This window comes from Corynebacterium sp. 212_CJEI (genome assembly GCF_001055915.1).
GTDB classification, from domain to species: domain Bacteria; phylum Actinomycetota; class Actinomycetes; order Mycobacteriales; family Mycobacteriaceae; genus Corynebacterium; species Corynebacterium jeikeium_D.
This window is the reverse complement of record NZ_JVPT01000045.1, coordinates 1-25,146: the sequence shown is the minus strand read 5'-3', so window position 1 is coordinate 25,146 and position 25,146 is coordinate 1. Positions and strand designations below refer to the sequence as shown.

The window sequence follows — 25,146 nt, the reverse complement described above, 5'->3', positions numbered from 1 at the left end:
CCTGGATTTTTAAGTGGACTCGATAACTACAACGCACGGAGTTACGGAAATGTTCCCGTGAAAGTTGATGAATGTCAATAGGGTAATTTTGCCATGCAAATATAATGTTAAGAAAAACTGCCGCGACTAGCATTCTACGAGAACTGTAAAGGGTCCATCATTGACGGATGCGACCTCCATCATCGCTCCAAATTGTCCCGTTTCGACCGTCAAGCCACGATTGCGCAAGTTCTCGACAATTTTTTCTATGACGGGTCCGGCCTCTGGGCCCGGAGCCGCGTCTACCCACGACGGCCGCCGTCCCTTCTTTGTCGCCCCCATCAACGTGAATTGGCTAACAACGAGCACCGGGGCGCCAGCGTCGACAGCGCTGAGCTCGCCATCCAGAATGCGCAGCTCCGCAATCTTGCGGGCCATCGTTTCCCAAGCATCGGCAGTGTCCTCGCGGCCAACACCTACGAGCGCCAAAATGGCGCCGGTATCGCCTCCGTCAACGTGGCCAACAACGGAGCCGTCGACAGTGACTGACGCGGATTTAACTCGGGTGAGAACGGCTTTCATTTACTGTTTATCCTCCAAGAGCTCGGCGGGGAGAATCAGACCATGGCGAACCAAGTCAACGACGATGGGAACTAGGGCGTCCTTGATTGCAGGGACTTCGGACTCATCAAAGGCTCCAAACATTGCCATGATGTCGATGACGGAGCCCAGGGCAGCTTCGGGATGCAGTGCACCCAGGATGGTTGCGACGGACTCATCGATTGAGTGTGTCCAGGCGGGGCCGTCGGTGCGTGAGATGCGCGTATCGAACTCAGTGAAGCCCTGGCCGCTGTCGACGTCGGCAAGCGAAACGCGTTCTAAGGCGACGCCGGGTCGCACAGTAAAGGCAGCTTCGAGGATGGTGTTAGCAGTTTGTGCGCGAAGCCATTCGGCGCGGCCGAGATACTCCTGGGCTTCGGCGCCGAAGGGAGCGGCCAAAGGCTGCGGCATTTCTTCGCACACGGCGGAAGTCGGGCCGGCAATGCGTTGGACTGTGATGTAGCCGAACCCGATGCCTGTCACGCCGCTGTTGCGGAAGTGCTCCAGCCAGGCACGGGAGCGCTCGCAGCCTTCTGGGCTGCGGGGGTCGATGGACTCGTCTCGAAGCCAGGTGCCGATGTATTCCGCCGGCGTGGCGACATCTCGTTGTGTTACCCACACTTCGAGGCCTTCAGCAGGGAGCCAAGAGGCGATGCGCTGTTGCCAACTTTCGCCTTCGATATGGGCCCAAGCACCGAGCAGATGCGCCGTGCCGCCGTCGGTGAGATGGTCGGCCAGACCGCGGATCATAAGTTCGGTGGCACCGTCCAGATTCAATCCTGAGTCACGGTAAACATGTTCCACACTTGGCAGCCCTACGACGAACGGCGGGTTCGCCACAATGCGGTCAAACTTCTTGGCTGCAACCGGTTCAAACCAGGATCCTTCGAGGACCTGCGCCTGGGCGAAGCCATTAGCTGCGAAAGTAGCGCGGGCAAAAAACAGCGCCCGGGGGTGAATGTCCGTCGCGACAATCGACTTTGCATCCGGCTGGGCAAGGCTCTGGACGCCACAACCGGCACCGAGGTCGAGTACGGATTCCACCGCCGAGGTCGGCGAAATATCGAGGAGGGAGCGGGAAGCCCGCCCTACGCCCAAGACATGATCGGGTCCAGGAACGTGATCGCTCATAGAGGCATCGCGGTCGGAAAAGACAATACGGTCGACTCCCGCAATCTCGACCGGGCGCACATCGATACACACCTGTGCGTTGGTGGCGGTGCCGGCAAGTATGCCGCTGCCCAGTAACTTGGCTGTCAGCTCAGCCCCAAATAGCTGCTGTGCGTCGGCGAAATCGCCCAGGATGAAAAGACGCAACGCGGTCACAGTGTCCGCAGAAACGCCCTCAGTTTCGGTAAGCAGAACATCGACAACGCCGGGCTCACCGCGGTCCAGCGCGGCCAGTCCCTCGGCGCCTAGGACTCGACGCAGTGACTCACTGGAAAACTCAAGGCGCCTGAGCGCGGTGGCAAATTCCTCCGCACAGTCGACAAAATCACGAAGCTGCTGATCAGTCGGTGGGGTGAAGGTGGAGGGGGAAAAGGTCATCGTAGGCACTACCTTCGTCGTAAAGCGGGGCGGAGGGGCTAGTTAGGGGAGCTTGACGACGAATCGTCGTCTTCCGGCATATCGATGACATTTGCGTCATCGAAGGGATTTGAGGTGGTCTCGTTACCGGACTGCGTCGGTGCGTCGGTGTCTTCGGTACTGGCGGCAGAACCGAGCGCGCGCATCTCTGCTTCCTTGAGGGCGCGCTGGCGTTGCTGCTCCTCCCATTTGCGGTTTTGCTCGCGTACAACTCCAGGCTTGTAGACGCGCGGCTTACGCTTGTCAGCGGGTTCTCCAACGCCATTGGCGATGACAACCGCGATCCACGGCATGGGTACGGAGACGACCATGAGAATCGCTGCAATCCACGGCACATCCCACCACAGATAAAAAGCGCCGGAAAGAAGCAGCAGCGGAATGCGAGACCATTGCAGAGCCGCGTAGACGTGGCGGCGGTGGTCATAGTTGCGAATCCGAGAGCCGCGGGCGTCGGTAATCAACGCCGCGTCTTTCTTGCGTCGCCGGGAACTTCCGCGTTTCGGCAGCGCGGAGTCGCGACGGTCATTGATTCGCGCCATGGTTGTCTAGCATACGCCTGTGGCGTGGGGTCGTCTCAACTAGCTATGTCCGTTGCAGCCGCATGCTCGCGTAGTCGTAGCGATGTTGTGGATGGCTGTGGAAGGCAGCAGTCAGCAGCGGCCAGCACCTGGGTCACTGGGCATAATTTGACCGATGGGGCACAATTGGAATCTGTGAGCACTCCATTGAAGACGACAAAGACGATTGAACGCACCGATACCCGCGTCGATGAGTCGACGAGGGACGATACCCCGAAGTTCTTCCATTACGTCAAGAAGGACCAGATCGTGAACTCCGCGGTCAACGGCTCCTACGTCGTTGCTCTGTGCGGTGAAACCTTCCCTGTGAAGAAGTCAGCGAAGCCGGGTTCACCGGTATGCCCTGACTGCGAGCGGATTTACAAGTCCCTGCGTCGCAAGTGAGCGGGCTTCGTAAATGGCAGCAGGAGGCCCTCGACAAATACCTGGCGACTAACCCCAAGGACTTCCTTGCAGTGGCGACACCGGGCGCAGGTAAGACGACCTTCGCCTTGCGTATCGCCAGTGAGTTGCTGTCGCGCCGGATCGTCGAGCGCATCATCGTCGTGGTTCCCACTGAGCACCTGAAAGTGCAGTGGGCTGCTTCCGCTGCTCGTTCGGGGATTGCGTTGGATCCCAAATTCACCAACGCCAAGGGTGTGGTAAACCCCTCCTACCAGGGAATTGTTGTGACCTACGCCCAAGTCGCAGTGCATCCGTTTAAGCACCATGCCGTAGCCACCGCTCGGCCGACATTGGTGATTCTGGACGAGGTGCACCACGGCGGCGATGCCAAGAGCTGGGGCGACGGTATTTCCGAAGCTTACGGCGATGTCGAACGCCGCCTGTGCCTAACTGGTACGCCGTTCCGCTCCGATGACGCAGCGATTCCGTTTGTTCGCTACTCGCCGGACGGCGATGGTTACTCGCGTTCCGTCGCCGATTACACGTACGGCTATTCCAATGCGCTTGCCGACGGCGTCGTGCGCCCAGTGGTCTTTTTGGCTTATTCCGGTGAAGCTCGCTGGCGTGATAGCGCGGGTGATGAGTTCGCTGCGCGACTGGGCACCGTGATGAGCCCAGAGGAGACCACGCGTGCTTGGCGCACCGCGCTTGACCCAAAGGGCGAGTGGATGCCATCTGTGCTGCGGGCAGCGCACACCCGGCTCTCGCAGATGAGGCAGCATATCCCGGACGCGGGTGGCCTGGTTATCGCCTCCGATGCGGCAACTGCCCGTGCGTACAAACGCATTCTCGAGCAGATTGCCTCTACGCCGGTGGCGTTAGTGCTCTCGGATGAACCGGGCTCGTCGGAACGAATCAAGACTTTCTCCGAGTCCACCGATGAGTGGATGGTAGCCGTGCGCATGGTCTCCGAAGGCGTGGACGTGCCGAGGCTGGCGGTCGGTGTGTACGCGACAAGTTCCTCGACTCCGCTATTCTTCGCGCAGGCTATCGGACGATTCGTGCGAAGCCGCATGCCGGGGGAGACTGCTTCCGTCTTCTTGCCGTCGATTCCGGTGCTGCTCGACTTGGCCTCGCAGATGGAGGTGCAGCGCAACCACGTGCTCGGCAAGCCGGATCGGCCTTCGGAGGGCTGGGAAGATGACTTGGTCGCTGAGGCCAATCGCCGCAAGGATGAGCCCGATGAATTGCTGCCGGCCTACGAATCCATTGGCGCGGATGCTGAACTCGACTACCTCATCTACGACGGCTCCTCCTACGGCACCGCAACCGTTGCTGGTTCCGCCGAAGAGGCCGATTATCTGGGTTTGCCAGGGCTTCTCGACGCCGATCAGATGCGACTCTTGCTGCGTCAGCGGCAGGATGAACAGCTTAAAGCCGCCAGTGCCCGAGAGAAGGAAGCCCGCGAGGAGGCGAGGGAATCGTCGTCAAGCGGGGGCGAAGGGGGCGCGGTGCACCGGATTGAGGGATCGGCGTACCCAAGGCCGCAGAAGGTGGCCAGTGAGGTGTTGCCGAAGTTGCGGAAGGAGCTCAATACGCTGGTGTCGATGACAGCGGCGCGAACCGGTAAGCCACATGGTCAAGTGCATAACGAGGTTCGGCGCGCCTGTGGTGGCCCGCCGACTGCGCTATGTACGGAGGAACAGTTGCGTGATCGCATCAGCTACCTGCGTAATTGGTAGGGTTTCAAACGAACTGAGCAATCTATGGTGGAGAGAAGAATGTCGGCAAGCAGTGATAAGTCGAGGCCGTCAGAATTGACCGGCGGTGGTTTGTCAGCTGTACCAGGCAATGACGGTCGGACTATTGGCGTGCTGGCACTGATCTTTGGCGTCGGCGGACTCTTGATGTCCTGGATGATTGTTGGTGGCATCCTCGGTGTCTTTGGCATTGTTCTGGGCATCATCGCGATGGCGAAGGCAATGAGTGCCAAGAAACGCGTGCAGGCAGCCGGGGGAGACGCGGTCATCAGCGGTTCGTTCGGATTGGGCGTGGTCGGCATTGTGACGGGTATTGCAGCCGCCGTGGTGTCGCTGATGCTGTATTCGTCGACATCAGATGCGATGTCGAAGTGCGAGAAGTTCGAGCGCACCTCTGGAGAGTATGCCGAGTGCATCTCTAAGCAGATGGGTACTGATCAGCCAAAGAAGCAATCGGAGTGAGTTCGGAAGCGACATCAATGGCGGTCTTACTTTGTGCCCGGAGTTTTCGGTCAACGCCAGATACGCAATCAGGAAATGAGCTAACCCCGTAATCCACCCCCGAAGCCCAACTGCCTGCAGTTTCGGCCGGGGGTTTCTTAGTGAAATCTCATATTTGGCCGAGTGTTGGTAATGATATTGGTGTCAGAAAGTACCCACATTTGGCATCCCCTACATGCGGTAAACGTTTGAACATGCGTGCAATACAGGATGTCTGCTGATTATTAAATAGGAGCGTGAATCGTGGCAGCGACATCTACGCGCGACAACTCCCCGGAACTGTCACCTGGCCAACAAGACCGTGGATACCTCAGCCGAGAGCTTTTCCGTAAGCGCACCGGTCTAGGACTCGGTATCATCCTGGCCCTGCTCGTGTACTTCTTTATGCCGGCTGAGCTCGATCACAACCTGCGTGCAACCGCAGGTGTAGCAGTGCTTATGGCCGTGTGGTGGATGTCCGAGGCTATCCCGATTGCCGTTACGGCTCTGCTGCCGCTGGCTCTATTCCCGATTCTCAACCTCGCGGAGATTAAGGATTTCTCGGGCAAGTACACAGACCCGACCATCTTCCTCTTTATGGGCGGCTTCCTGTTGGCGCTGGCGATGCAGCGTTGGAACCTCCACAAGCGCGTCGCATTGTGGGTTCTGGTGCTCATGGGGTCGTCACCAAAGATGCTGATTCTCGGCTTCATGGTGGCTACTGGCTTCCTGTCGATGTGGGTCTCCAACACGGCCACGGCCGTGATGATGCTGCCAATCGGTGTGTCCGTCCTGAGCCTCATTGTCCGAATGCTGCACGATGAAAAGGTTGCTGCAGAGGATACGGGCTCTGCGAGTGAATCCGTCGCTGAAACCCCCGGTGGGGATGCGCTGGAGGAGGCCGAGGAGTCGTCGTCAAGCTATGACCCGATGCCAAAGTCAAACTTCGGTATCGCGCTGATGCTGGGTATCGCTTACGCGGCATCGATTGGTTCGCTGGGCACCATTATTGGTACTCCTCCGAACGCTATGCTGGCGGCCTACATGGCGGAGCAGGGAGTCAATATTGGGTTTGGCCAGTGGATGCTGCTCGGTGTCCCGGTGGCGGTTGTGCTCATGCTCTGTGCATGGTTCCTGCTGACAAATGTTCTGTTTAAGCCGGAGATTACGCATATTCCAGGTGGGCGCGAACTCATGCGTGACGAGTTGAAGCGCCTTGGCCGTATGTCGACTGGAGAGCGCCGAGTGCTCCTGGTGTTTATCGCGGCGGCACTGGCGTGGGTCTTTGTTCCGGTGCTGCTGCCCGACACCAAGATTGCCGATGCGGTTATCGCAATGACCGTGGGTATTGCGCTGTTCATTATTCCGGGCGGTCCTGATGGCGTTAAGCTTATGCGTTGGGAAAATGCGTTAGAGCTGCCGTGGGGCGTGCTGCTGCTGTTCGGTGGTGGCCTCGCACTGTCCTCGCAGTTCGGTGCCTCTGGGCTGTCGGACTGGATTGGCGAGCAGCTGTCTACTCTCGGCTGGATGCCAGTGGCTGCACTCGTGGTTGTCGTCGGCGCCGTTGTGCTGTTCCTGACCGAGTTCACCTCTAACACCGCGACGGCCGCGACCTTCCTGCCGCTGGTTGGTGCGATGGCAATCGGTCTGGGCCACGACCAGATGATTTTCGCCGTTCCAGTTGCACTGGCAGCTACTTCGGCCTTCATGATGCCGGTTGCAACACCGCCGAACGCCATCGCCTACGGCTCCGGCTACGTCAGCATGGACAACATGGTCAAGGCCGGTGTTTGGCTGAACGTCGTCGCACTGATCGTGATTTCTGTGGCATCGCTGACGCTGCTGCAGTGGGTATTCGGCGTCGTGTACTAGCTGGGTATGTAGTAGCCCGTAGTGGATGGTGGGGCAGCGCGCTGAACCGCCACCGGACTGCTTCGCCTAGCGTTGCTCAGATACTCCTTCGCCCCGTTCCACTTTGGTGGTTCGGGGCTTTTGGCTGCAAATGTGAAACTGTGTGAGTTTATGACACTTTCAGGCCATTTTTCAGGCTATTTTTGACATAAACGCAGTCAGTAACTCACTAGCGCTGACACCAAAAGAAGAATCGGGCTTGAATAAGGTGTGAAACCTCATTCAAGCCCGATTTTTCTAGTCAAGCAGTTAGCCCCTGAACAACTCCAGGTTAAAGCTTTACTCCAAGTAGTCGCGCAGCACCTGCGAACGCGATGGGTGACGCAGCTTGGACATCGTCTTGGACTCGATCTGACGGATGCGCTCGCGCGTCACACCGTAGACCTGACCAATCTCGTCCAGGGTACGTGGCATGCCGTCGGTAAGGCCGAAGCGCAAGCGGACGACACCGGCTTCACGTTCGGAGAGAGTCTCCAGAACGTCGCCAAGCTGGTCCTGGAGGAGCGTGAAGCTGACGGCGTCCACAGCGATGACTGCCTCTGAGTCCTCAATGAAGTCACCGAGCTGGGAGTCGCCCTCGTCACCGATGGTCTGGTCCAGCGAAATGGGTTCACGAGCGTACTGCTGAATCTCGAGAACCTTTTCCTCGGTGATGTCCATCTCCTTAGCGAGCTCTTCCGGAGTGGGCTCGCGGCCCAAATCCTGGAGCAACTCGCGCTGGATACGGCCGAGCTTATTAATGACCTCAACCATGTGAACCGGAATACGAATGGTTCGAGCCTGGTCGGCCATTGCACGAGTAATTGCCTGGCGAATCCACCAGGTTGCGTACGTGGAGAACTTGTAGCCCTTGGTGTAGTCGAACTTCTCGACGGCGCGAATCAGGCCGAGGTTGCCCTCCTGAATCAAGTCGAGGAAAGCCATGCCACGGCCGGTGTAGCGCTTTGCCAGGGACACCACAAGACGGAGGTTGGCTTCGAGCAGGTGATTCTTGGCGCGCTGACCGTCACGAGAAATCTCGCGCAAGTCGCGCTTCTGAGCGTAAGCGATGCGCTCGCCGGCTTCCTTGGCCTCGTCAATCTTGTACTGCGCGTACAGACCGGCCTCGATGCGCTTTGCCAGACTGACTTCTTCCTCGGCAGTCAGCAGCGCGACCTTACCAATCTGCTTGAGGTAGGCGCGGACAGAGTCGGCGGAGGCGGTGAGGGCAGCATCTTTGCGGGCCTGACGCAGACGAGCGGACTCGTCCTCGTTCCAGACCTCGTCGCCCTCGTCCTCTTCATCCTCGTCTTCGTCTTCGTTCTCGTCGTCCTCTTCTTCATCATCGTCGAGGTCGTCGTCTTCGAGGTCGTCATCATCCAGATCGTCGTGAAGATCATCGTCTTCGAGGTCATCATCCAGATCCGGGTCGTAGTCCTGCTCCTGCTCCAAGTCGTGGTCGAGTTCCTCGTCCTCGAGCTCTTCGTTCTCAGTTGCGTCGAGAGCCTGCGCGTCCTTCGCCTTCGCTGCAGCAGCCTTGGCCGCGGTGGCCTTCGCAGCCGTTGTCCGCTTAGTTGCCTTCTTGGCGGCGGCCTTACGCGTGGTTTTCTTAGCGACGGACTTCTTGGCCGCCTTCTTCACGGTCTTCTTGGCCGCTGCCTTCTTAGCGGTCGTCTTCTTCGCCGCAGTTTTGGTAGCAGCCGTCTTTTTGGCAGCAGTCTTCTTCGCGGCAGTCTTCTTTGCCACGGTCTTCTTCACTGCCTTCTTGATGGCCTTCTTTACAGCCTTCTTTGCAGGAGTAGCTGAACCGGTGCCACTCCCGGTGGATTGGTCCTGAGCTTGCCCCAGTTCGTTGCCTGCCACGAACGCCCTTTCACGATGTACGTTGTGTGCGCCGCCAAAGCCGCCGCCAGCTTCTCTCGGTCGAAGAGAAGCTCAACGCGCCAGTGGTGCGCCTTTACTTCGTCTATAGCCAACTAGCCGAATGGAAAACATTCAGAGCTGACCTTTTCGTGCCACGGTCATCAGTGTTGCTTTCTGGCTCCTAGCGAAGAAGTAATCGGTGAAAATCCTCATCGAAGCAGTGCGCTGGAATTCGATTTTCCCAATCCTCCTCGAGCCTGTTGATTATTCAACCTTGCCGTGAGTCAACTTCTTATTGTAAACCAATTCTGAAAATCGCCGCCACGGGGCATGGTTTCAAGCACGTGTCACGCCCGACACGTAGCTGCCAATCCCCATATAAGAAATGAAAGTGGTTAAGGGTAAAGTCCCTGGTCAGCTGCAAAGGCGGCGCCAGCAATACCCGCATTATTATCCAGACTTGCGGGGACAACTGGAGTCTTACATGTCAACAGCGGAATCCACTTTTCGTGTTCGCGACTGATTCCGCCGCCGACGATGATCCGTGACGGCCAAAACAGCGCCTCGTAGGTCTTAAGTACCTTGCTCACGCGCTCAGCCCACTCTTCGAAGCCGAGCCCCTCCACATCCTTAACTCTCGCGGATGCAAAGTGTTCGGCCTCCATGCCATCAATGATGAGGTGGCCTAACTCCGAATTGGGGTAGAGCAGTCCGTCATGAATAAGCGCCGAGCCGATGCCTGTACCAAAAGTTAGCAACAACACGGCGCCTGTCTTATTGCCCGGATCGCCAAACTGGACTTCAGCGAGGCCGGCAGCGTCAGCGTCGTTAAGCACGTGTGCCTTGTTGTTGGGCAGGTATTTAGCGAAGAGCTCTTGGCAGTTCGTATTAACCCAAGAACCGTCAATATTGGCGGCCAGCAAGGCAATCTGATTCTGTACGACGGACGGAATCGTGATGCCGACATCGGAATCCCACTTCGCAATGTCCACAATTTCTGCAATGGTCTCCGCAACCGCTTCCGGAGTTGCCGGCTGTGGCGTGAAAATTTTAATGCGGTCGCCAATAAGCTGCCCAGTTTCAAGGTCTACGCGGCCACCCTTGATTCCAGAGCCTCCCACGTCGATGCCAAATCCAATTCGTTGTCCCATAGCTCAAATTGTACGAAACAGACACAATGGGGGCATGAGCAATAACTCGCATGGCACCGAACAACTCGCTAACAACGCGGATAATAGGGGGTCTGCTGCACCGAATAGCCCCGGGTCCGTGCGGCCCAGCGTCGGGGAATTGCGTGACCGCGCGGTACTTATCGCCCGCGCAGCCGCGGCGCACATCGCCAGTCGTCGGGTCGAACTCGGCTCCGATGGCGTTTTAGCAAGTTCCGAAACGAAGTCCTCAGCTGTTGACCCCGTCACCGTCGTCGACCGTGAATCTGAGGAGCTCATTCGTTCGCTTATCAAGACGTTTAGCAGCTCTGACCGCATTTTGGGCGAAGAAGGCGGGCTTGACGACGGCGCGAGTTCCCCAGCGCAGGCTGCCAACGAGGGCGAAGCGGTGACCTGGATTGTAGACCCCATTGATGGCACGGTGAATTTCCTTTACGGCCTGCCCAATTGTGCCGTGAGTATCGCTTGCGCCGTAGGCGATGAGGTAGTGGCGGGTGCAGTGGCAAATGCGTCCTCGGGAGAGATTTACAGTGCAGCTAAGGGAGAGGGCGCTCAGGTTTCTCGACGGGACGGCACTGTGCAGACGCTTAGTTGTTCCCCAACGGCCGAGCTGGAAAAGACACTTGTGGCAACGGGATTCAGCTATTCCGCTAGTCTCCGGCAGGTGCAGGGCCGGATAGCGTCGCAGTTGCTGGGGGAGTGTCGAGATATTCGGCGCATGGGATCGGCGGCGCTGGATTTGTGCATGGTGGCGCACGGCCGTGTTGATGCGTATTACGAACACGACATCAAGGTTTGGGATTATGCAGCTGGTGCTCTGATTGCGGCTGAAGCAGGCGCAAGGATTAGGGTCCCGGAATTCACTCAGTGTGCCAACGTTACTGGCCGGCCGGAGGGAGACCCGCTCGACTTTGGTGTCGGTGCGGCGAACTCTGAAGTTGCCGATGCGTTCTTCGAGGCATTGGATGGTGCTATCGCGAAGGCTAGGAATTAGTGCGTCGGTCTAGGAGCAGGTGCTCGAGCCTAACGAGCTCAAACCCTCTAGGTCGGCTTGTTCGCCACGGTTCAATGCGGACATCGTTTCCTCAACCTGGCTGGCTACTTCGAGATCCTTAAACCCCTTACCCAACGACACATCGACGGTTGCATCCGGCCGACCATCGTGGATGAGCTCAAAGCAGGGGAAAAGAGCGTGAAGCGCCGCGGCGTGGCCATTGAAGTCCTCGCCATAACGCAGCTGGCCGAAGCAACCGAGGTCTTGGTTTTCCACAATAGGGTCGTTGCCGTAGGGAACCTGCTCATCGAGGACAAAATCGAGCTGCCGCAATTGCTCGGCGACGGTTGTAGCCTGGCCGACTTTGCCGTTGGCATTATAAACGCGCACATGAACATCCGACGGTGGAACGACGTGCTCTCCGATTAGCGTGGTGGAGGAAACAGGGGCCCCAGCCGCGGGGAGGGAACAGGACACCGGATAACTTGCCGGTTGGCTGCGGAATGCCAATACCCACAACGTAGCGGCAATCACTACAGCAACGACGGAAACCACCACGTAGGGAACAATTTTTCGTCGATGTGATGTGCTCGAAGTGCTCGCGGGGCCTGAACTCATAGCCATCATGTTATCCTCTCCTCGGCTTATGGGCATAGAAACCTATTCTGACCTGCAGAGATGACAGATTGCGTGAATTGCCTTAATATCCGCTGAGAAAGGCGCTGGAGAGTACAGGGTGTCAATCGTCTCAACGCGTTGTATTCTCCGAGAAAAAGTCAGTTCACAATGTCTAGCAAAGGTCCAGAAAGAAGGTTTGGGACATGGCTGTAAACTACGATGCCCCGCGTACTCGTGAAACCGAAGAGCTGGAGACCGATTCCCTCGAGGGCCTTCAGGCTGCATCTGCTGAGAAGGAAATCGACGACACTGACGACGGCGAAATTGTTGAGCCGTTCGAGTTGCCGGTTGCCGACATCGCGGGTGAAGAATTCGATATGGATGTTGCCCCGAAGGGGGAGGATGAATTCACCTGTGGCTCCTGCTTCATGGTGATGCACCGCTCAATGATCGCAATCGATAACGGCGATGGATTCCCCATCTGTCAGGACTGTGCCTAATCCCCGCACAGCCGGGATAGCTTCCTAGGAAAAAGGAAAACCGCCACTACCACGGTTCTGGCGGCGCTGGGGCCGTCGGCAAGCGTGTAGCGGCGGTGAGAGATTTGACCTAGCGGTCGAAGAGACTGTCAAGCAGTGCCTCGGGGTGGCGGGTGGAGACCAGCCAATAGGGGGTGGGGTCGTCCGGATCGTCGAGGACTAGCAGCACCATCGTGGGAATCCACGTGTGTGTAACCAGGAACGCTGCTGGATCGAGCTGACGGCCCAACGCATTGCGCTGCGCGGACTTCGGGACCACCAGGGATTTGGCAACAACCGATGCTGGCAAAACTGCCGTGCCAGCGTGAAGCCAGCGTTCACCAGTGCTGTCCACTTCCACGGACACCGTGGTCTTCGACATAGTCAACAGCACCCACACGCCCACGGCCAGACAAATAATGCCGCCGATGACAAGCCAAATCGGTGAACGGTTAAAGCCAATCTGGGCCGTGCATACAAAAACGGCAGCAGCGCCGAGTACCCAGAACCACCAGGGAACCCAGAGCTTTTCGGAATAGACAATCGATGAATCTCCGCTCGAGCTCATTGCTATTGCCGCACCTTCAGAGACGGATGCTGAGCTGTCGTCGCGACGAGGCTGCAGGTTATCTTTTCCACTCACGGTTATCCATTCTAGGGCACGGCTATGCTCGGTACTGACAAGGCCGAAGTGCGGTTCTTAAAAGACGCGACAGCGAAGGATGTACAAAGAGATGACTTATGCCCCGGTGCAAGTGAAAAAGCTCGCTAAAGACGCTGTGATTCCCCAGCGTGCGCATGCCGATGATGCCGGTGTGGATTTGAGCTCAGTGGAGGATGTCATCCTAGCACCAGGGCAGCGGGCGCTCGTGGGAACCGGTATTGCCATTGCTTTGCCGGCGGGCACAGTGGGATTGGTTCATCCTCGCTCCGGATTGGCTTTCAAAAAGGGGCTGTCCATCGTCAACGCTCCCGGCACGATTGATGCCGGTTACCGTGGTGAGCTTAAAGTCTGCCTGATCAACTTGGACCCGACCAATGCGGTGGAGATCGCCAAGGGCGATCGAATTGCCCAATTGGTTGTGCAGAAGGTCGAGCTCAGCCCGCTGGTGGAAGTCGATGAGCTCGATGAAACTGAACGCGGCGTGGGAGGTCACGGGTCAACCGGAGTGTCCACGACGCTTTAAAACGCCTCTGACAGCGCGGGGACCCTACCAAGTGTGGTTCAATGCGTGAAGAGCTCAATAAAGCGTTTACAAAAGCGTATACAAAGATTTCTTTTTAGCGAGGTGTCAATAAACCACCATGTGGCCATTTGGAAAGAAGAACCAGCCAGAAGAACCAGCTGCTGAGGCAGAGGCCGTTACCACCGACTCTGCGGCGCCAGCTTCTGAGGAGGCTACCGCAACCGTGCATGACGACGCGTCGGAAACCGCCGCGGAGAACGCACCAGCAAACGGCCCCTTCGACATCAACAGCGCTAGCCCGACGCAGTTTGATTTTTCGGACTTCGCGAAGGCCAGCCTGAACCTCGGTTCGATGCTGCTGCCTATTCCTCACGTTGGTGATATTCAGGTGGAGATGGGGCCGACAGGTCCAACCATGCTGCACGTCGCCACTGAGCATGGCCGCGTAACTCCTGTAGCATTCGCTGCTCCGACGTCGGGCGGCCTCTGGGAGGAGTCCGCTCAGGAAATCAAGGACGGTCTTGAGTCCGATGGCCTCGATGTCCACGTCGAGCAGGGGCCGTGGGGTTCTGAGGTCGTAGGTCGCACCTCCGATATGGAAATGCGAATCATCGGCGCCGACGGCCCGCGTTGGATGCTTCGCATGACGGCTTCCGGTCCGGCTGATCGGGCGGAGGAACTCGCAAATCTCGCCCGCGGTCTCCTTGCCCGTAGCTTCGTCTCGCGCGGTGAAAACCCGATGCCAGCAGGTCAGCCGCTTCCGGTTACGCTGCCGTCCCAGATGGCCGAGCAGATTCGTCAGGCATACCAGCAGCAGGCCCAGGCTGCCCAAGCTGAAGGTGAACCCGGGCAGGTGCCAGGCGCTACTGGTATCAACCCGGATGGCTCCACCAATTAGTTTGGTCAACCCGCCAGCAGAGAGAAGCTAGCTACTTGACCAGTTAGAAAAGGATCTGCAGGCGCCACTGTGCACTGCCCGCCGCCGTCACCCGACGGCGGCTTTTCTCTTGTCAGCGGGTAGTATCACACTGCGTGAACATCGAAGTGACTATTGACCGTCCCGCTGCCGGCGGAGAATTCATTGCCAGCTACGACGGACGAATCGGTTTCGTCACCGGCGGTATCCCCGGCGAACGCGTTGTTGTCGAAATTGCCAAACCTGATGCCAAGCTGTGGCGCGGCAATGTCGTTGAGGTTCTGGATGCCTCAGAGCATCGAATTTCGCAGCGTTGCGAAGCAGCTCAGCAGGGCGCGGGCTGTTGCGACTGGGGTTTTATTGATCCTGAGCACGCGGCGCGTCTCAAGGCTGATGTCTTGACCGATTGCCTGCGCCGTCTTGGACGTTTCACCGCCGACGAGCTGCCAGCTATCGATGTTCTTCCACTGGCTCCGACCTCCCGTTGGCGCACGCGCGTGCGGCTGGGTGTGGATTCCCAGGGACGAGCGGGATTACGTCGTTCCCGTTCCCACGAGCTCGTCATCGGCTCCGAGTGCGTCCAAACAGTACCCAATCTCATCGCTGGCTTTTCGACGGCCGGAACCATCCCTGTTGCTAAGCCTGCTCGCGGTCGAGGGAGCAAGAAGCCGAAGCCAGGAGAACTCCATGTGGCCATGGACACGGAGGGTAACCGAAGTGCTGTATACGTTTCCGGCAGCGGCAGGAACCGCACGCAAACGTTGATTGAAGGCGAGCCAACTACACAGCACACCGTTCACGGAATTACTTTCGATGTGCCGACGACCGGTTTTTGGCAAGCCCATTGCCATGCCCCTGAGTTCTATGGATCGCGCATCATCGACCTGTTGGTTGGTCAGTCTTTCTCCTGCGGTTGGGATCTTTACGGTGGCGCAGGCGTTCTGTCGGCGGCACTGCGCAAGCTAGTTGACGCAGAGGGTTCAATTCTCTCTGTCGAGGGTTTTGCCGCGGCCGCGACGGCGGGGCGCAAGGCTTTCACTGCAGCTGACCACAGTGGAAATGCGTCGCCTGCGGCACCAGTCCGGTTCGTAACCGGGGATGTCACCAAGGTAGTGCGCCGCGAAGTTGCTAATGCGGAAACACCAAACCCGGATATCGTCGTTCTCGACCCTCCGCGCTCCGGTGCTGGTAAGGATGCCATTGCCGCTATTGCAGAAGCCAAGCCACGCACGGTCGTACATTTCGGTTGCGATCCGGCGACTTTTGCCCGCGATGCCCGGTACTGGGCTGACTACGGCTACGCGTTCAAACACCTCGAGGTCGTGGACGCATTTGGTCTAACGCATCACTTTGAAACCATCGCGGTGCTGGAGCAGCTGTAGCTAGAGTGGCTGCCGCATGGGCGCAAGAACGTTGGCGCCGATCACGTCGGCAAGCAAATGTGCCTGCCATGGGCGGAAACCCTGTTCCCTGAGGTGAGCGGAGATTTCTGTAACGGCTGGCAGGCCGCCAGCGTAGTTGTCGTGGTGGCGGAATACGAATGAGCCGACTGCGCGGCTGTGAATCCACCACACCAGTTCACGTGTCTGCGCGGAAGTGATGAGTGTGTCTTTGCGCAGGTGTATTTGGGCACAGACGTTGTCGATGCAGTCTCGCGTGGTTTCGAAAATCTCGGCGGCTTGTGGGGCATGTTCAGCCCAACGGCGAAAGTGGGGCATCTGGTTGGGAGCCTGCTTCTGGGGCTTCGGCCATGACGACCTGGGTTCCTGACGGGCTTCATTAACGACCTTCAACCAAGCGTCCGCGGCACCGCGACGGCGACGTGGAAATCCACGGATTGCAGTTAGTTCACGCTGCGTACCGGGGAGTTGTTCTGCGATTGTACGTAGAACGCTGTGACCCATGACGTGTGTTGGGGAGACATCACGGCGCTGCGCGATTTCGTCACGCTCAGTCCACAGTGCACGGGCGACGTGAAGTTGTTCGGGAGTGCGCAGCTTCCCAATCCCTTTGAGCCCCTGCCACGAGTGTCCGACGTGCAGACCATCGAGGTATTTACGGTTTAGAGCGAGTTCGCGTTCGCATTCCTGTTCCAGCCATTCCAAACGGTCGAGCTCAGTCAGCGCCTGACAAAGAACCTCGGCGAGTTCGATGAGCAGCTCGACATCCAAGGCTGCGTAGTCCAGCCAATCTGCTGGCAGTGGACGAGTAGACCAATCCTCTCGACCGTGCCCCTTGGCAAGTCCAACTCCGAGGAGTCGCTCTGTCAGAGCTGCTAAGTTGACTCGCTCCAGGCCGAGAAGGCGGCCGGCCAGCTCAGTGTCAATGACTTTGGTGGGGTAGAGACCCAGAGCTGCGAGGCAGGGAAGGTCAGAATGAGCGGCGTGAATAATCCAGGTCAGGTCGTTGACTGAGGAACCGAAAACGGCCATCGCCTTGCGACCATCTTCGGGATCGATGAGAAAGGTGCCCGCTCCACGGCGGCGAAATTGAAGCAAGAAGGCGCGGTCGTCGTAGCGATATGCCGAAGCTCGTTCAGTATCGACTGCGAGCCAACCGTGTCCTTTGGCCAGCTGCTCACCGGCGTCAATAATGTCGTCGATGGCAGAAAGCACGCGTGGAGTTCCCTCGGCTGGGGCAAGTCTTACTTCTACGTCGGGACTAGTTTCCACGTCGGAGCTCATCGCACGCCTCTTCGGTCGTCGGTATCAGCAGTCGCCGGTATCAGCCCAGCAGGGAAACGCCGACGGGTGGCAGACCAGCGACGTTCGCTAGTACCTGAGCGAAGGATTCAACGTGGGTGCGCAGGTCGGTGCCACGAGCAGTCCACGATGCGCGCATTTCTAATTGAAAGGCCTGTGGCTTGCCGCCGATCTCGCCATAGCGGACAGAGTTCGTAGTAGTCACCGTGCCACCCAAGTTCGACAGTTCGGCGTTGTTCTCAGCCAGAGCCTCGGTGAGCCATTGCCAGGCAACCTGGGGAAGCAGCGGATCTTCCGCGAGGGAGGCGTCCATATCCGCCTGGATGTATGCAACCAAGCGCATGTCACCGTCCCAGGTTTCCTCACTGCGGGGGTCATGGAGCAAAATTAAACGACCAAAGGCATCGTCGTCCGAGGACTCGGGGACGATATCAGCTTCGGGCTGCGTGACCTCAAGCGAGACAGCGTGGCTAAACGGTGCCAGCTTCTGCGGTGGCCGAACGGTGCCCAGAGCAATCTCAGGTCGCAGTTCAGCAGAGTGCATTGACTGGACCGCGGCGCGGAAGTTCTGTGGCATTGAATCGGTTCCATTCACGCGCCTGAACTTAGCCATATGACGCTTGCGTTAGTGGGAGGCGCGCCGAAAAGAGTGGGAAGCGACCAAGCGGTTCGTCGAAAACGCACAGCAGGGCGAGCGATTTCCCTGTTCTTAGTACCCCACACATCAATTTCTAAGGTAAGTGGGGCATGATTGTCCGTATGAACAATCGTCGCACTTTGACTGATGCCCCGATTCTTGATGCAGCTTACGGTCGAACTCCGTCGCGCCGCCCGGTGTGGTTTATGCGGCAAGCCGGTCGTTCACTGCCTGAATACCGTGAGGTGCGCAAGGACATCGGTATGTTGGACTCCTGTTTCCGTCCGGAACTGCTCGCTGAGATTACTATGCAGCCGGTACGTAGGCACGACGTTGATGCTGCGATTCTTTTTTCCGATATCGTCGTGCCGCTGAAGGCTGCGGGTGTCAACCTGGATATTGTTCCTGGCCGCGGTCCAGTAATGGATACTCCGGTGCGCTCGGAAGCAGACATCAAGGCTCTACCGGAAGTCACGGAAGAGCAACTCGCTCCGGTGGCCGAGGGTATCGGCCTCATTCTGCAAGAGCTGACTGATACCCAGGCACTCATTGGTTTCGCCGGTGCACCGTTCACCTTGGCGTCGTACCTGATTGAAGGCGGTCCATCCCGCAATCACGAGCGCACTAAGGCGCTGATGCACTCGGACCCTGAATTGTGGGATCACCTGATGCAGAAAATCACTCCGATGGTGATTGCTTTCCTGCGCGCGCAGATTGGCGCTGGTGTGGACGCTATTCAGCTCTTCGACTCCTGGGCTGGCTATCTCACCGAGCGTGATTACCGCCGCTTTGTGTTGCCGTACTCGAAGGAAATCTTCCAGGCTGTCGCCGACGCCGGCATTCCGCGCATCCACTTCGGTGTGGGCACCGGCGAGCTTCTCGGTGCGATGGCTGAAGCCGGCCCAGAAGTCATGGGCGTCGACTGGCGCGTGCCACTGGACGTTGCTGCCAACCGCATTCGTGCCACGCTTTCCGACGTTCACCGAGGCGCAGACCCGGCGGAAAACAGCCTTGCATTGCAGGGCAACCTTGACCCGGCGATTCTCTTTGCCGGTGAAGATGCAATGACCCAAGAGATTCAGCGCATCTGCTCTGAGACGGACCGTGCAATTAAGCGTGGTGACGCCCGTGGACATATCTTCAACTTGGGTCACGGGGTGCTACCGAATACCGATGCCGACGCGATTACGCGCGCCGTTGAGATCATTCACGCAACGTAAAAGCCGACGCAACAGGCGTGTAAAACACGCACTAGCTAATTTCCTACAAGTCTTATCGACCGTGCCCGCTCGAGGCGCGGGCATAGAGAAAGCGTACGAAATACCGTGGTTGCACAACCTTCTACCATTGCCGTCATAGGTGGCGGTATCTCCGGCCTGAGCGCAGCGTATGAGTTGCGTAAAAAGCTCGGACCCGCCGCAAGAATAATTGTCATCGAGTCCAGTGCACAGGTCGGCGGCAAGCTGAAGACTCGAACAGGAACTAACGGCCCTCTCGAAGCGGGCGCTGAGGCGTACCTGGCGTTCCGTCACGATGCCACCGATTTTTTCAAGGAACTCGGGTTGGCAGATCAGCTAGTCGCCCCTTCGGGGCTGCCTTCCAAGCTCTACATTGGCGGTGAACTCAAGGACCTTCCGCGTAACACGGTCACCGGTATTCCAGGAAGTTCAGAAGGGTTGGGCTACCTCCTCAGCGAGGCCACCCTCGCCAAGATTGATGCCGAGTCGAACCCCGAGCTCACTCCAGCCTTGCACTGGGTACTGGGTGACGACATGAATGTCGGCCAGCTGGTCGCGGCGCGGCTCGGTGAGGAAGTCGTTGACCGCATCGTCTCCCCGCTGCTCGGAGGCGTCTACTCAACCACCGCATACGACCTGGGCCTGCGTGCGACCATCCCACAGTTGGCGGCAGCGCTTGATGAAATGGCTAGTGTCGGTGATCATGTCAGCCTCACCGGCGCTGTCCAGCGCGTTCTGGAAGCACGTAAGCAGGCGCAGCAGGCGCGTCTGAGCAGTGAGGCTGCGACAGACTCGACGAAGACGAATCGACCGGTGGTCTTCCAAACGTTCCGCGATGGCTTCGAGGTTCTCTACAACACGCTTGTCGACGAATCGGGAGCCGAACTCCTCTTGTCGACGAAGGCTACTGGTCTGCGGCAGCATGACAATGGCTTTGAGGTCACTGTGGAACTGCCGTCGGAAAGCGGCACGAGCGTTAGCACTATCGACGTCGACGGCGTTGTCGTGGCGGCACCTTCTGCAACCACATCGGAGCTGTTGAGCAATCTTGCGCCAGAGGCGGCCGAGCTCATTGGTGGGGTAGACACGTCGAACTCGGCGGTGGTCGGTATGTGTTTCGACTCGTCGGAAGGACTGCCGGAGATTAACGGCGTGTTGTGCGAGATTGGTGCTGACCTGTCCGCGAAAGCTTTTACAGTGTCGTCCCGGAAGTGGCCACATATTGGTGAGCGCTACGGTGCCGTTGTGAGGGCAAGCTTCGGCCGTTTTGATGATGACTCGCACGTGCATCGTAGCGACGAGGACCTCATCGCCAGGGCAAAGGCGGATTTGGCTAAGGCGACTGGCTTTGATGCTGAACCGACTGCGGTTTTCGTCCAGCGTTGGTGGGCGGGGATTCCACGCTTCGATATGGGGCATGGCGGCCTGATGGATTTTGCTCGCCAGGAATTGGCCGAGGTGCCTAAGCTTGCAGCAACGGGGGCGTGGCTCAGTGGCCCGGGCATTCCGGAATGTATCTCCAACGCCAAGGCTGCGGCCAGCAAGATTGCTGCGGAGCTGGCATAAAGCTGCGAGATTGGTGCTGAGTACGAAACTGGCGCTGACCCATCGTTTTTAAACAAACCTTTCAACCGAACTAGGAGACAACTAATGACCAAGCTCGATTTCAAGAAGCTCAACGACACCATCCGCTACACCATGTGGTCTGCCTTCAAGGTGACCCCAGGTGCACTCGGTGATAACCGCGAAGAGGCAGTGGCTAAGACCAAGGAATTCCTGGCTCGTTACGAAGACACTGATCTGATCATCCGTGGTTTCTACGATGTTTCGGCCATGCGTGCTGAAGCCGACTTCATGTTCTGGATCCACGCAGAGAAGCTGGAAGACCTGCAGGCGTTCTACAACGCCTTCCTGCGCGAGACTCCGCTGGGCAAGGCATCCACTCCGCACTGGTCGAACGCTGCGCTGCACCGTCCAGCTGAGTTCAACAAGTCGCACCTGCCGTCGTTCATCATGGGTGAAGAGCCGGGACGATGGATTGCGGTTTACCCCTTCGTTCGTTCCTACGACTGGTACCTGCTGGAGCCGACCGAGCGACGCCGCATCCTTGCTGAACACGGTATGGCCGGTCGTGACTACCCGGATGTGCGCGCCAATACTGTCCCGGCGTTCGCACTCGGTGACTACGAGTGGATCCTTGCATTCGAGGGGCCGGAGCTCGACCGCATTGTGGACTTGATGTGGAAGATGCGTTACACCGAGGCTCGTCTGCACGTCCGCGAAGAGATTCCGTTCCACACGGGACGTCGCGTCGATGACATCGCAGAGATCATCAACGTTCTGCCGTAGCTCACGCAATCAACGAGAGAATCAGCAGCGCCGCTGGTCAAGCCCCGTTAACTGACGGGATTTTGACCAGCGGCGCTGCTTCTCTATCTAGTTATTCAGCCGTCTTGTCCGGTTCGAGCGTGAGTGAAATTGAATTGATGCAATAACGCAGGTCGGTCGGAGTATTGTATCCCTCACCCTCAAAGACGTGGCCGAGGTGAGACTTGCAACGACTGCACAGCACTTCGGTACGGACCATACCGAGGCTGGTGTCTCGGCGCTCAATAATCCGGTCTCCAGCTAGTGGAGAGAAGAAGGATGGCCAACCGCAGTGAGAGTCGAACTTCTCGTTCGACCGAAACAGCTCGTAACCACAGGCCCGGCAGCGGTAGACACCTTGAGTCTTGGTATCGGTGTACTCACCGGTGAAGGCGCGTTCAGTACCTGCCTGACGCAAAACCTGGTACTCCGCGGCACTGAGGCGTTCGCGCCATTCTTCTTCGCTCAGATTCCAGTCTTCGCTATGCGAATCAACCATTCTGAATAGCCTCCTCAGACTTGAGATCAGATTCCTGATTAGACTTCCTGCCTGCTATCTTCCAGTCGCTCAGCCAGCTGAAGCCGGATGCAAAGCTACGCCCATTGACGGCATCCACAATCGTCATTCGAATGAGTGCTGCCGTGATGGAGAGAATAAGAACGGCCCATCCAATACCGCCGATTGCAACCGTGAACCACGGGAAAAAGAGGTCATCTTCATCAATCCACCAATTGGCGTAGAAGAAACAGAGTACGACTCCGAGTCCTGCGCCCCAATTCAACATGACTGTCGAACCAATATTTCCTTCATTGTCGCGAGCCAAAACCAATGGGCGAAGCACGGTGAGAACCATTGGCAAGAGCGTCATCGAGTAGTACTGCTGGCCCAGGCTGGAAAGGAAGAACGCGCCGGTGAAGAGAACTCCGGAAGTCGTAGCAATCCAGAATATCTCATCCCTTTCGAGCCAGCGAAGAAGGAGCACGACGGATACCAAGACGAAAATGCCGAAAAAGATCTGCCACAGCAAAATCAGGGTCGGATGGGCACCTAGCCAAACAAGCTGTCCAGTCAGTGAAGCATTTGCAAAGTCACGGACAACTCCCAGGTAGGGGACGGTGATATCTAGGTAGTCACGTGGTTGGACCATGAGCGGCCACGCAATGACATTGGCTGCAATTACCACTCCGATACTGGTCAGTACCGTAGAGAACTGCCTGCGCATGAACGGTAGGAACAGCATTGGCAAGAAAACAGGTTTAATGGTGATTGCGATACCGATGATCAGGCCGGCCAGGATATTGCGCCGCTCGGTCAGAGCAATAAAAAACAGCACTAATGCAAGGAAGAGTGAACCGTTGACGTTCGTAAAATCAAGGGTGTTGGTAACGGGTTCCGTGAGGTAGAGCAGTGCTATCGACGCTGGAATGATGGGGCCAGAGCGCGCAATACCAAGCCACCTCAGCAGCAATACAATTGCCGCAATGATTGCAGCTGACTGAAACACCGCAAACCAGATTCGGCCCGATTCAAGCGAGCCGAACAAATCAATCGGGGCTAAAAGTAGGGTAGCGCCTGGGGAATACAGATAGTGCGGATCGGCTGTTACGTAGTCTTCCGAATAAACGGGTACCTGCGATACGAATCGATTAATTGCCGACCAGACGGTCGTAAAGTCATCTGTGCCAGAAACGTCTTTCGGCAAAACCCAGGTGCGGTGAAAAATCACCACAGCTGCGATAGGCCACAAGAAAGCGCTGAGTCCTCGCGACACGTGCCGAGACAGAGGGCGTGGAGCCACCGAATTTGTCTCTGGCGTGTCCTTGGACGTTTGCGTTAATGCCGTTGCGCTTGCGCTCACGTCGATTTTTGGTTTACTCACAATACTCCACCCTACTGGGTGAAGCTGCGGGAATAGCGTAGGAAGATGTGTGAGTCGGAACGTAGGATATCCCGCACTTCAAAAGCCTGCGGGTTCGTCGAGTTCCCGTCATCATCAGGGTCGTTCTCGCCGAAAGCCAGGGGACCGTTACCCACCCACATCGGCGACAACGTCAGGAACAGTTCGTCGACGCACCCCTTTTTGAATGCTTCTCGATACATCGTCGGTCCACCCTCTACGACAATGTCCCGATACCCATGTTCAGCCAGCCAGGTTAACGCCGCTTTTACCGAGGGGTTAGGGAGCTTAACGACGCGAGCCCCGGCCGACTCCATCTTTTTAGCTTTGTTCTTGTGAGCGGTCTTTGCTCCTTCATCATTAAAAGCGTCCTCAGTCGGGGTGAAGATTATCGGAGGATTGACTTCTGCATTCGCGAAAAAGTCGGATTCTATATCTAGATCCAACGAGCGCGAAAGTGTGGACATCGCCACGTGCTCGGAGCGACCTAGCTTCTGTCGAACGGCCTCTAGGTACTCCGGTATCTCAACTGGCCCGTACCCCTCGGACGCAATGGTGCCTGTACCAACGAAAACGACGTCGGCAAGCGCGCGAAGCGTGTTGAAAACCGTGGCATCGGTGTCGTTGCCAAGCTGGCCCGAGGTGCCTTCGACGGCGCCGCGTCCGTCCAAGCTGGTGACGGCGATGGCCGTGACGGTGGAGGTGTTGTGAGACGCCGCCGCTGTATCATGTGTCGTTTGCGCAGGTCGAGAAAGAAACTGCAGAATTTCGTCGGTCGATGGGCTTACGGAGGTGAGTGTAGCCATACCGCCGAGGTTAAGCCGACGATTGCAGAATAGGCAAGGCGTGGCTTATAAGGGAAGTGTTATAATCGTTGTCATTTATAAGGATTGGACTTATAGTAGGGGCATGCGACTAACAGATACTCTTGAGAAGGCATTCAACGACCAGATCACTATGGAGCTCACCGCTTCCCACGTCTACCGCCAGCTGGCAATCGAACTGGACCTGCTGGATTTCTCCGGCATGGCAGAGTGGATGCGTGCACAGGCGGATGAGGAAGTTGATCACGCGAGTCAGTTCATCGCACACCTCGATGCTCGCGACAACCACCCGCAGATTGGTGCTGTCGACGCACCGGAGGTGAAGGTCACTTCCGCAATCGATGCATTCCGCATTGCTCTCGAGCATGAAGAGAAGGTTTCGGCATCTATCCGTAACCTCCGCAAGCTTGCTGATAGCGAGGGTGATCTCGACTCCCGCCCGCTGCTGGACAGCTTCGTGGTTGAGCAGATTGAGGAAGAGGACACCGTGCGTGGCATCATCGGTCGCCTGGAGATCGTTGGCGACAACGGTGCTGGCCTGCTGCGTATCGACCGGGAGCTTGGCGCTCGCGACGCAGCTTAATATCGAGCTCGGTTCGCAGTTTGGATAGAAATGACCGCCCTGGGGCTAACTGCCTAGGGCGGTCATTTCTATTTAGCTGGGGTATCAATTGATGGGCTTGGCGTCCAGCCAAACCGAAATTCGGGGAGCTGTCATGGGCTGACCGTCCATAGCATTTAGACGAGCGAGCTGCTCAGCAAAGCTCGCCGAATTGGAAAACCTGCCAGCCGAGACGCCCGCCGGACAATATTTTTCCTGCTTAACCCGGGGGAGCGGTAGGACTCGATGAAATTGGTTGCCTAACAAAGGTTAAACGAAAACTCCCTCCCGGATACCCGGAAGGGAGTTGGTCTGAGCGGATGACGGGACTCGAACCCGCGACCCTAACCTTGGCA

General features: G+C 57.6%; 25 protein-coding genes. 13 read left to right on the top strand and 12 right to left on the bottom strand.

The window, feature by feature from the left end; genetic code table 11:
• Nucleotides 1-126: 126 nt before the first annotated feature.
• From dtd to ADB02_RS04160, 3 genes are read right to left on the bottom strand one after another with little or no spacing between them, the layout of a single operon-like run.
• Entirely contained in the window at nucleotides 127-561 is a 435-nt protein-coding gene (gene dtd / locus ADB02_RS04170; RefSeq protein WP_049170914.1) for a D-aminoacyl-tRNA deacylase, read from the bottom strand.
• Nucleotides 562-2,127 (bottom strand): methyltransferase, encoded by a 1,566-nt coding sequence (locus ADB02_RS04165; protein ID WP_049189733.1) that lies wholly within the window; start codon nucleotides 2,125-2,127, stop codon nucleotides 562-564.
• Between the two features lie 38 nt (nucleotides 2,128-2,165).
• Nucleotides 2,166-2,705 (bottom strand): DUF3099 domain-containing protein, encoded by a 540-nt coding sequence (locus ADB02_RS04160; RefSeq protein WP_016422647.1) that lies wholly within the window; start codon nucleotides 2,703-2,705, stop codon nucleotides 2,166-2,168.
• 174 nt (nucleotides 2,706-2,879) lie between these two features.
• On the opposite strand from ADB02_RS04160, the gene ADB02_RS04155 reads away from it, so the two are divergent.
• The 4 genes from ADB02_RS04155 (at nucleotide 2,880) to ADB02_RS04140 (ending at nucleotide 7,240) form a co-directional block, all read left to right on the top strand.
• Entirely contained in the window at nucleotides 2,880-3,128 is a 249-nt protein-coding gene (locus ADB02_RS04155) for a DUF3039 domain-containing protein (protein ID WP_005509477.1), read from the top strand.
• Entirely contained in the window at nucleotides 3,125-4,870 is a 1,746-nt protein-coding gene (locus ADB02_RS04150; protein ID WP_048733265.1) for a DEAD/DEAH box helicase, read from the top strand. The genes ADB02_RS04155 and ADB02_RS04150 overlap by 4 nt, the downstream gene beginning before the upstream one ends.
• Nucleotides 4,871-4,909: 39 nt before the next feature.
• Nucleotides 4,910-5,350 (top strand): hypothetical protein, encoded by a 441-nt coding sequence (locus ADB02_RS04145; RefSeq protein WP_016422649.1) that lies wholly within the window; start codon nucleotides 4,910-4,912, stop codon nucleotides 5,348-5,350.
• A gap of 282 nt (nucleotides 5,351-5,632) precedes the next feature.
• A complete protein-coding gene (locus ADB02_RS04140; protein WP_049170921.1) occupies nucleotides 5,633-7,240 on the top strand; it encodes an SLC13 family permease in 1,608 nt (535 codons plus the stop codon).
• A gap of 318 nt (nucleotides 7,241-7,558) precedes the next feature.
• On the opposite strand, the gene ADB02_RS04135 is transcribed toward ADB02_RS04140, so the two are convergent.
• Both ADB02_RS04135 and ppgK read right to left on the bottom strand, forming a co-directional pair.
• A complete protein-coding gene (locus ADB02_RS04135) occupies nucleotides 7,559-9,121 on the bottom strand; it encodes an RNA polymerase sigma factor (RefSeq protein WP_049189732.1) in 1,563 nt (520 codons plus the stop codon).
• Between the two features lie 395 nt (nucleotides 9,122-9,516).
• The gene (gene ppgK, locus ADB02_RS04130) at nucleotides 9,517-10,272 is read right to left on the bottom strand and encodes a polyphosphate--glucose phosphotransferase (protein WP_042388657.1); all 756 of its coding nucleotides are present in this window, start codon (nucleotides 10,270-10,272) and stop codon (nucleotides 9,517-9,519) included.
• 34 nt (nucleotides 10,273-10,306) lie between these two features.
• On the opposite strand from ppgK, the gene ADB02_RS04125 reads away from it, so the two are divergent.
• The gene (locus tag ADB02_RS04125; protein WP_049189731.1) at nucleotides 10,307-11,284 is read left to right on the top strand and encodes an inositol monophosphatase family protein; all 978 of its coding nucleotides are present in this window, start codon (nucleotides 10,307-10,309) and stop codon (nucleotides 11,282-11,284) included.
• 9 nt (nucleotides 11,285-11,293) lie between these two features.
• On the opposite strand, the gene ADB02_RS11245 is transcribed toward ADB02_RS04125, so the two are convergent.
• Entirely contained in the window at nucleotides 11,294-11,902 is a 609-nt protein-coding gene (locus tag ADB02_RS11245) for a LytR C-terminal domain-containing protein (protein ID WP_160310020.1), read from the bottom strand.
• A gap of 203 nt (nucleotides 11,903-12,105) precedes the next feature.
• Between ADB02_RS11245 and ADB02_RS04115 the strand changes: the two genes are divergently transcribed.
• Nucleotides 12,106-12,402, top strand: coding sequence for a DUF4193 family protein (locus ADB02_RS04115; protein ID WP_016422655.1), 297 nt, complete (start codon nucleotides 12,106-12,108; stop codon nucleotides 12,400-12,402).
• A gap of 109 nt (nucleotides 12,403-12,511) precedes the next feature.
• Here the strand turns inward: ADB02_RS04115 and ADB02_RS04110 are convergent, their stop codons facing one another.
• Nucleotides 12,512-12,988, bottom strand: coding sequence for a DUF3093 domain-containing protein (locus ADB02_RS04110; RefSeq protein ID WP_049173043.1), 477 nt, complete (start codon nucleotides 12,986-12,988; stop codon nucleotides 12,512-12,514).
• A gap of 166 nt (nucleotides 12,989-13,154) precedes the next feature.
• Between ADB02_RS04110 and dut the strand changes: the two genes are divergently transcribed.
• From dut to ADB02_RS04095, 3 genes are all read left to right on the top strand, one after another.
• On the top strand, nucleotides 13,155-13,607 hold the full coding sequence (gene dut, locus ADB02_RS04105; RefSeq protein WP_016422657.1) for a dUTP diphosphatase: 453 nt from the start codon (nucleotides 13,155-13,157) through the stop codon (nucleotides 13,605-13,607).
• Nucleotides 13,608-13,725: 118 nt separating this feature from the next.
• Nucleotides 13,726-14,505 (top strand): DUF3710 domain-containing protein, encoded by a 780-nt coding sequence (locus tag ADB02_RS04100; protein WP_049189730.1) that lies wholly within the window; start codon nucleotides 13,726-13,728, stop codon nucleotides 14,503-14,505.
• A 134-nt stretch (nucleotides 14,506-14,639) separates the two neighbouring features.
• Entirely contained in the window at nucleotides 14,640-15,905 is a 1,266-nt protein-coding gene (locus tag ADB02_RS04095) for a class I SAM-dependent RNA methyltransferase (protein ID WP_016422659.1), read from the top strand.
• Here the strand turns inward: ADB02_RS04095 and ADB02_RS04090 are convergent, their stop codons facing one another.
• Together ADB02_RS04090 and ADB02_RS04085 are read right to left on the bottom strand one after the other, a co-directional pair.
• The gene (locus ADB02_RS04090) at nucleotides 15,906-17,207 is read right to left on the bottom strand and encodes an HRDC domain-containing protein (RefSeq protein ID WP_016422660.1); all 1,302 of its coding nucleotides are present in this window, start codon (nucleotides 17,205-17,207) and stop codon (nucleotides 15,906-15,908) included.
• A 40-nt stretch (nucleotides 17,208-17,247) separates the two neighbouring features.
• Nucleotides 17,248-17,802, bottom strand: coding sequence for a DUF3000 domain-containing protein (locus tag ADB02_RS04085; protein WP_016422661.1), 555 nt, complete (start codon nucleotides 17,800-17,802; stop codon nucleotides 17,248-17,250).
• Nucleotides 17,803-17,972: 170 nt separating this feature from the next.
• Between ADB02_RS04085 and hemE the strand changes: the two genes are divergently transcribed.
• The 3 genes from hemE (at nucleotide 17,973) to hemQ (ending at nucleotide 21,449) form a co-directional block, all read left to right on the top strand.
• Nucleotides 17,973-19,082 carry a uroporphyrinogen decarboxylase gene (gene hemE, locus ADB02_RS04080; RefSeq protein ID WP_016422662.1) on the top strand — a complete coding sequence of 370 codons (1,110 nt, stop codon included), beginning with the start codon at nucleotides 17,973-17,975 and terminating at the stop codon, nucleotides 19,080-19,082.
• 105 nt (nucleotides 19,083-19,187) lie between these two features.
• Entirely contained in the window at nucleotides 19,188-20,666 is a 1,479-nt protein-coding gene (gene hemG / locus ADB02_RS04075; protein ID WP_049189729.1) for a protoporphyrinogen oxidase, read from the top strand.
• Between the two features lie 84 nt (nucleotides 20,667-20,750).
• Entirely contained in the window at nucleotides 20,751-21,449 is a 699-nt protein-coding gene (hemQ, locus tag ADB02_RS04070) for a hydrogen peroxide-dependent heme synthase (RefSeq protein ID WP_049173031.1), read from the top strand.
• Between the two features lie 91 nt (nucleotides 21,450-21,540).
• On the opposite strand, the gene msrB is transcribed toward hemQ, so the two are convergent.
• The 3 genes from msrB to ADB02_RS04055 form a co-directional block, all read right to left on the bottom strand.
• On the bottom strand, nucleotides 21,541-21,966 hold the full coding sequence (msrB, locus tag ADB02_RS04065) for a peptide-methionine (R)-S-oxide reductase MsrB (RefSeq protein WP_048733231.1): 426 nt from the start codon (nucleotides 21,964-21,966) through the stop codon (nucleotides 21,541-21,543).
• Nucleotides 21,959-23,215 carry a glycosyltransferase family 87 protein gene (locus ADB02_RS04060; protein ID WP_070827430.1) on the bottom strand — a complete coding sequence of 419 codons (1,257 nt, stop codon included), beginning with the start codon at nucleotides 23,213-23,215 and terminating at the stop codon, nucleotides 21,959-21,961. The genes msrB and ADB02_RS04060 overlap by 8 nt, the downstream gene beginning before the upstream one ends.
• Before the next feature lie 143 nt (nucleotides 23,216-23,358).
• Complete coding sequence (locus ADB02_RS04055; protein ID WP_049189727.1) at nucleotides 23,359-24,171, bottom strand: dihydrofolate reductase family protein; 813 nt, start codon at nucleotides 24,169-24,171, stop codon at nucleotides 23,359-23,361.
• A gap of 103 nt (nucleotides 24,172-24,274) precedes the next feature.
• On the opposite strand from ADB02_RS04055, the gene ADB02_RS04050 reads away from it, so the two are divergent.
• A complete protein-coding gene (locus ADB02_RS04050) occupies nucleotides 24,275-24,772 on the top strand; it encodes a ferritin (protein ID WP_049189726.1) in 498 nt (165 codons plus the stop codon).
• Nucleotides 24,773-25,146: the final 374 nt, after the last annotated feature.

Coding starts and splice junctions, on each gene's coding strand:
- dut (WP_016422657.1), top strand. CDS start 13,155: ATGACTTATGCCCCGGTGCAAGTGAAAAAGCTCGCTAAAGACGCTGTG.
- ppgK (WP_042388657.1), bottom strand. CDS start 10,272: ATGGGACAACGAATTGGATTTGGCATCGACGTGGGAGGCTCTGGAATC.
- hemQ (WP_049173031.1), top strand. CDS start 20,751: ATGACCAAGCTCGATTTCAAGAAGCTCAACGACACCATCCGCTACACC.
- ADB02_RS11245 (WP_160310020.1), bottom strand. CDS start 11,902: ATGAGTTCAGGCCCCGCGAGCACTTCGAGCACATCACATCGACGAAAA.
- ADB02_RS04110 (WP_049173043.1), bottom strand. CDS start 12,988: ATGAGCTCGAGCGGAGATTCATCGATTGTCTATTCCGAAAAGCTCTGG.
- hemE (WP_016422662.1), top strand. CDS start 17,973: ATGATTGTCCGTATGAACAATCGTCGCACTTTGACTGATGCCCCGATT.
- ADB02_RS04165 (WP_049189733.1), bottom strand. CDS start 2,127: ATGACCTTTTCCCCCTCCACCTTCACCCCACCGACTGATCAGCAGCTT.
- ADB02_RS04145 (WP_016422649.1), top strand. CDS start 4,910: ATGTCGGCAAGCAGTGATAAGTCGAGGCCGTCAGAATTGACCGGCGGT.
- msrB (WP_048733231.1), bottom strand. CDS start 21,966: ATGGTTGATTCGCATAGCGAAGACTGGAATCTGAGCGAAGAAGAATGG.
- ADB02_RS04125 (WP_049189731.1), top strand. CDS start 10,307: ATGAGCAATAACTCGCATGGCACCGAACAACTCGCTAACAACGCGGAT.
- ADB02_RS04050 (WP_049189726.1), top strand. CDS start 24,275: ATGCGACTAACAGATACTCTTGAGAAGGCATTCAACGACCAGATCACT.
- dtd (WP_049170914.1), bottom strand. CDS start 561: ATGAAAGCCGTTCTCACCCGAGTTAAATCCGCGTCAGTCACTGTCGAC.
- ADB02_RS04090 (WP_016422660.1), bottom strand. CDS start 17,207: ATGAGCTCCGACGTGGAAACTAGTCCCGACGTAGAAGTAAGACTTGCC.
- ADB02_RS04115 (WP_016422655.1), top strand. CDS start 12,106: ATGGCTGTAAACTACGATGCCCCGCGTACTCGTGAAACCGAAGAGCTG.
- ADB02_RS04160 (WP_016422647.1), bottom strand. CDS start 2,705: ATGGCGCGAATCAATGACCGTCGCGACTCCGCGCTGCCGAAACGCGGA.
- ADB02_RS04100 (WP_049189730.1), top strand. CDS start 13,726: ATGTGGCCATTTGGAAAGAAGAACCAGCCAGAAGAACCAGCTGCTGAG.
- ADB02_RS04085 (WP_016422661.1), bottom strand. CDS start 17,802: ATGCCACAGAACTTCCGCGCCGCGGTCCAGTCAATGCACTCTGCTGAA.
- ADB02_RS04055 (WP_049189727.1), bottom strand. CDS start 24,171: ATGGCTACACTCACCTCCGTAAGCCCATCGACCGACGAAATTCTGCAG.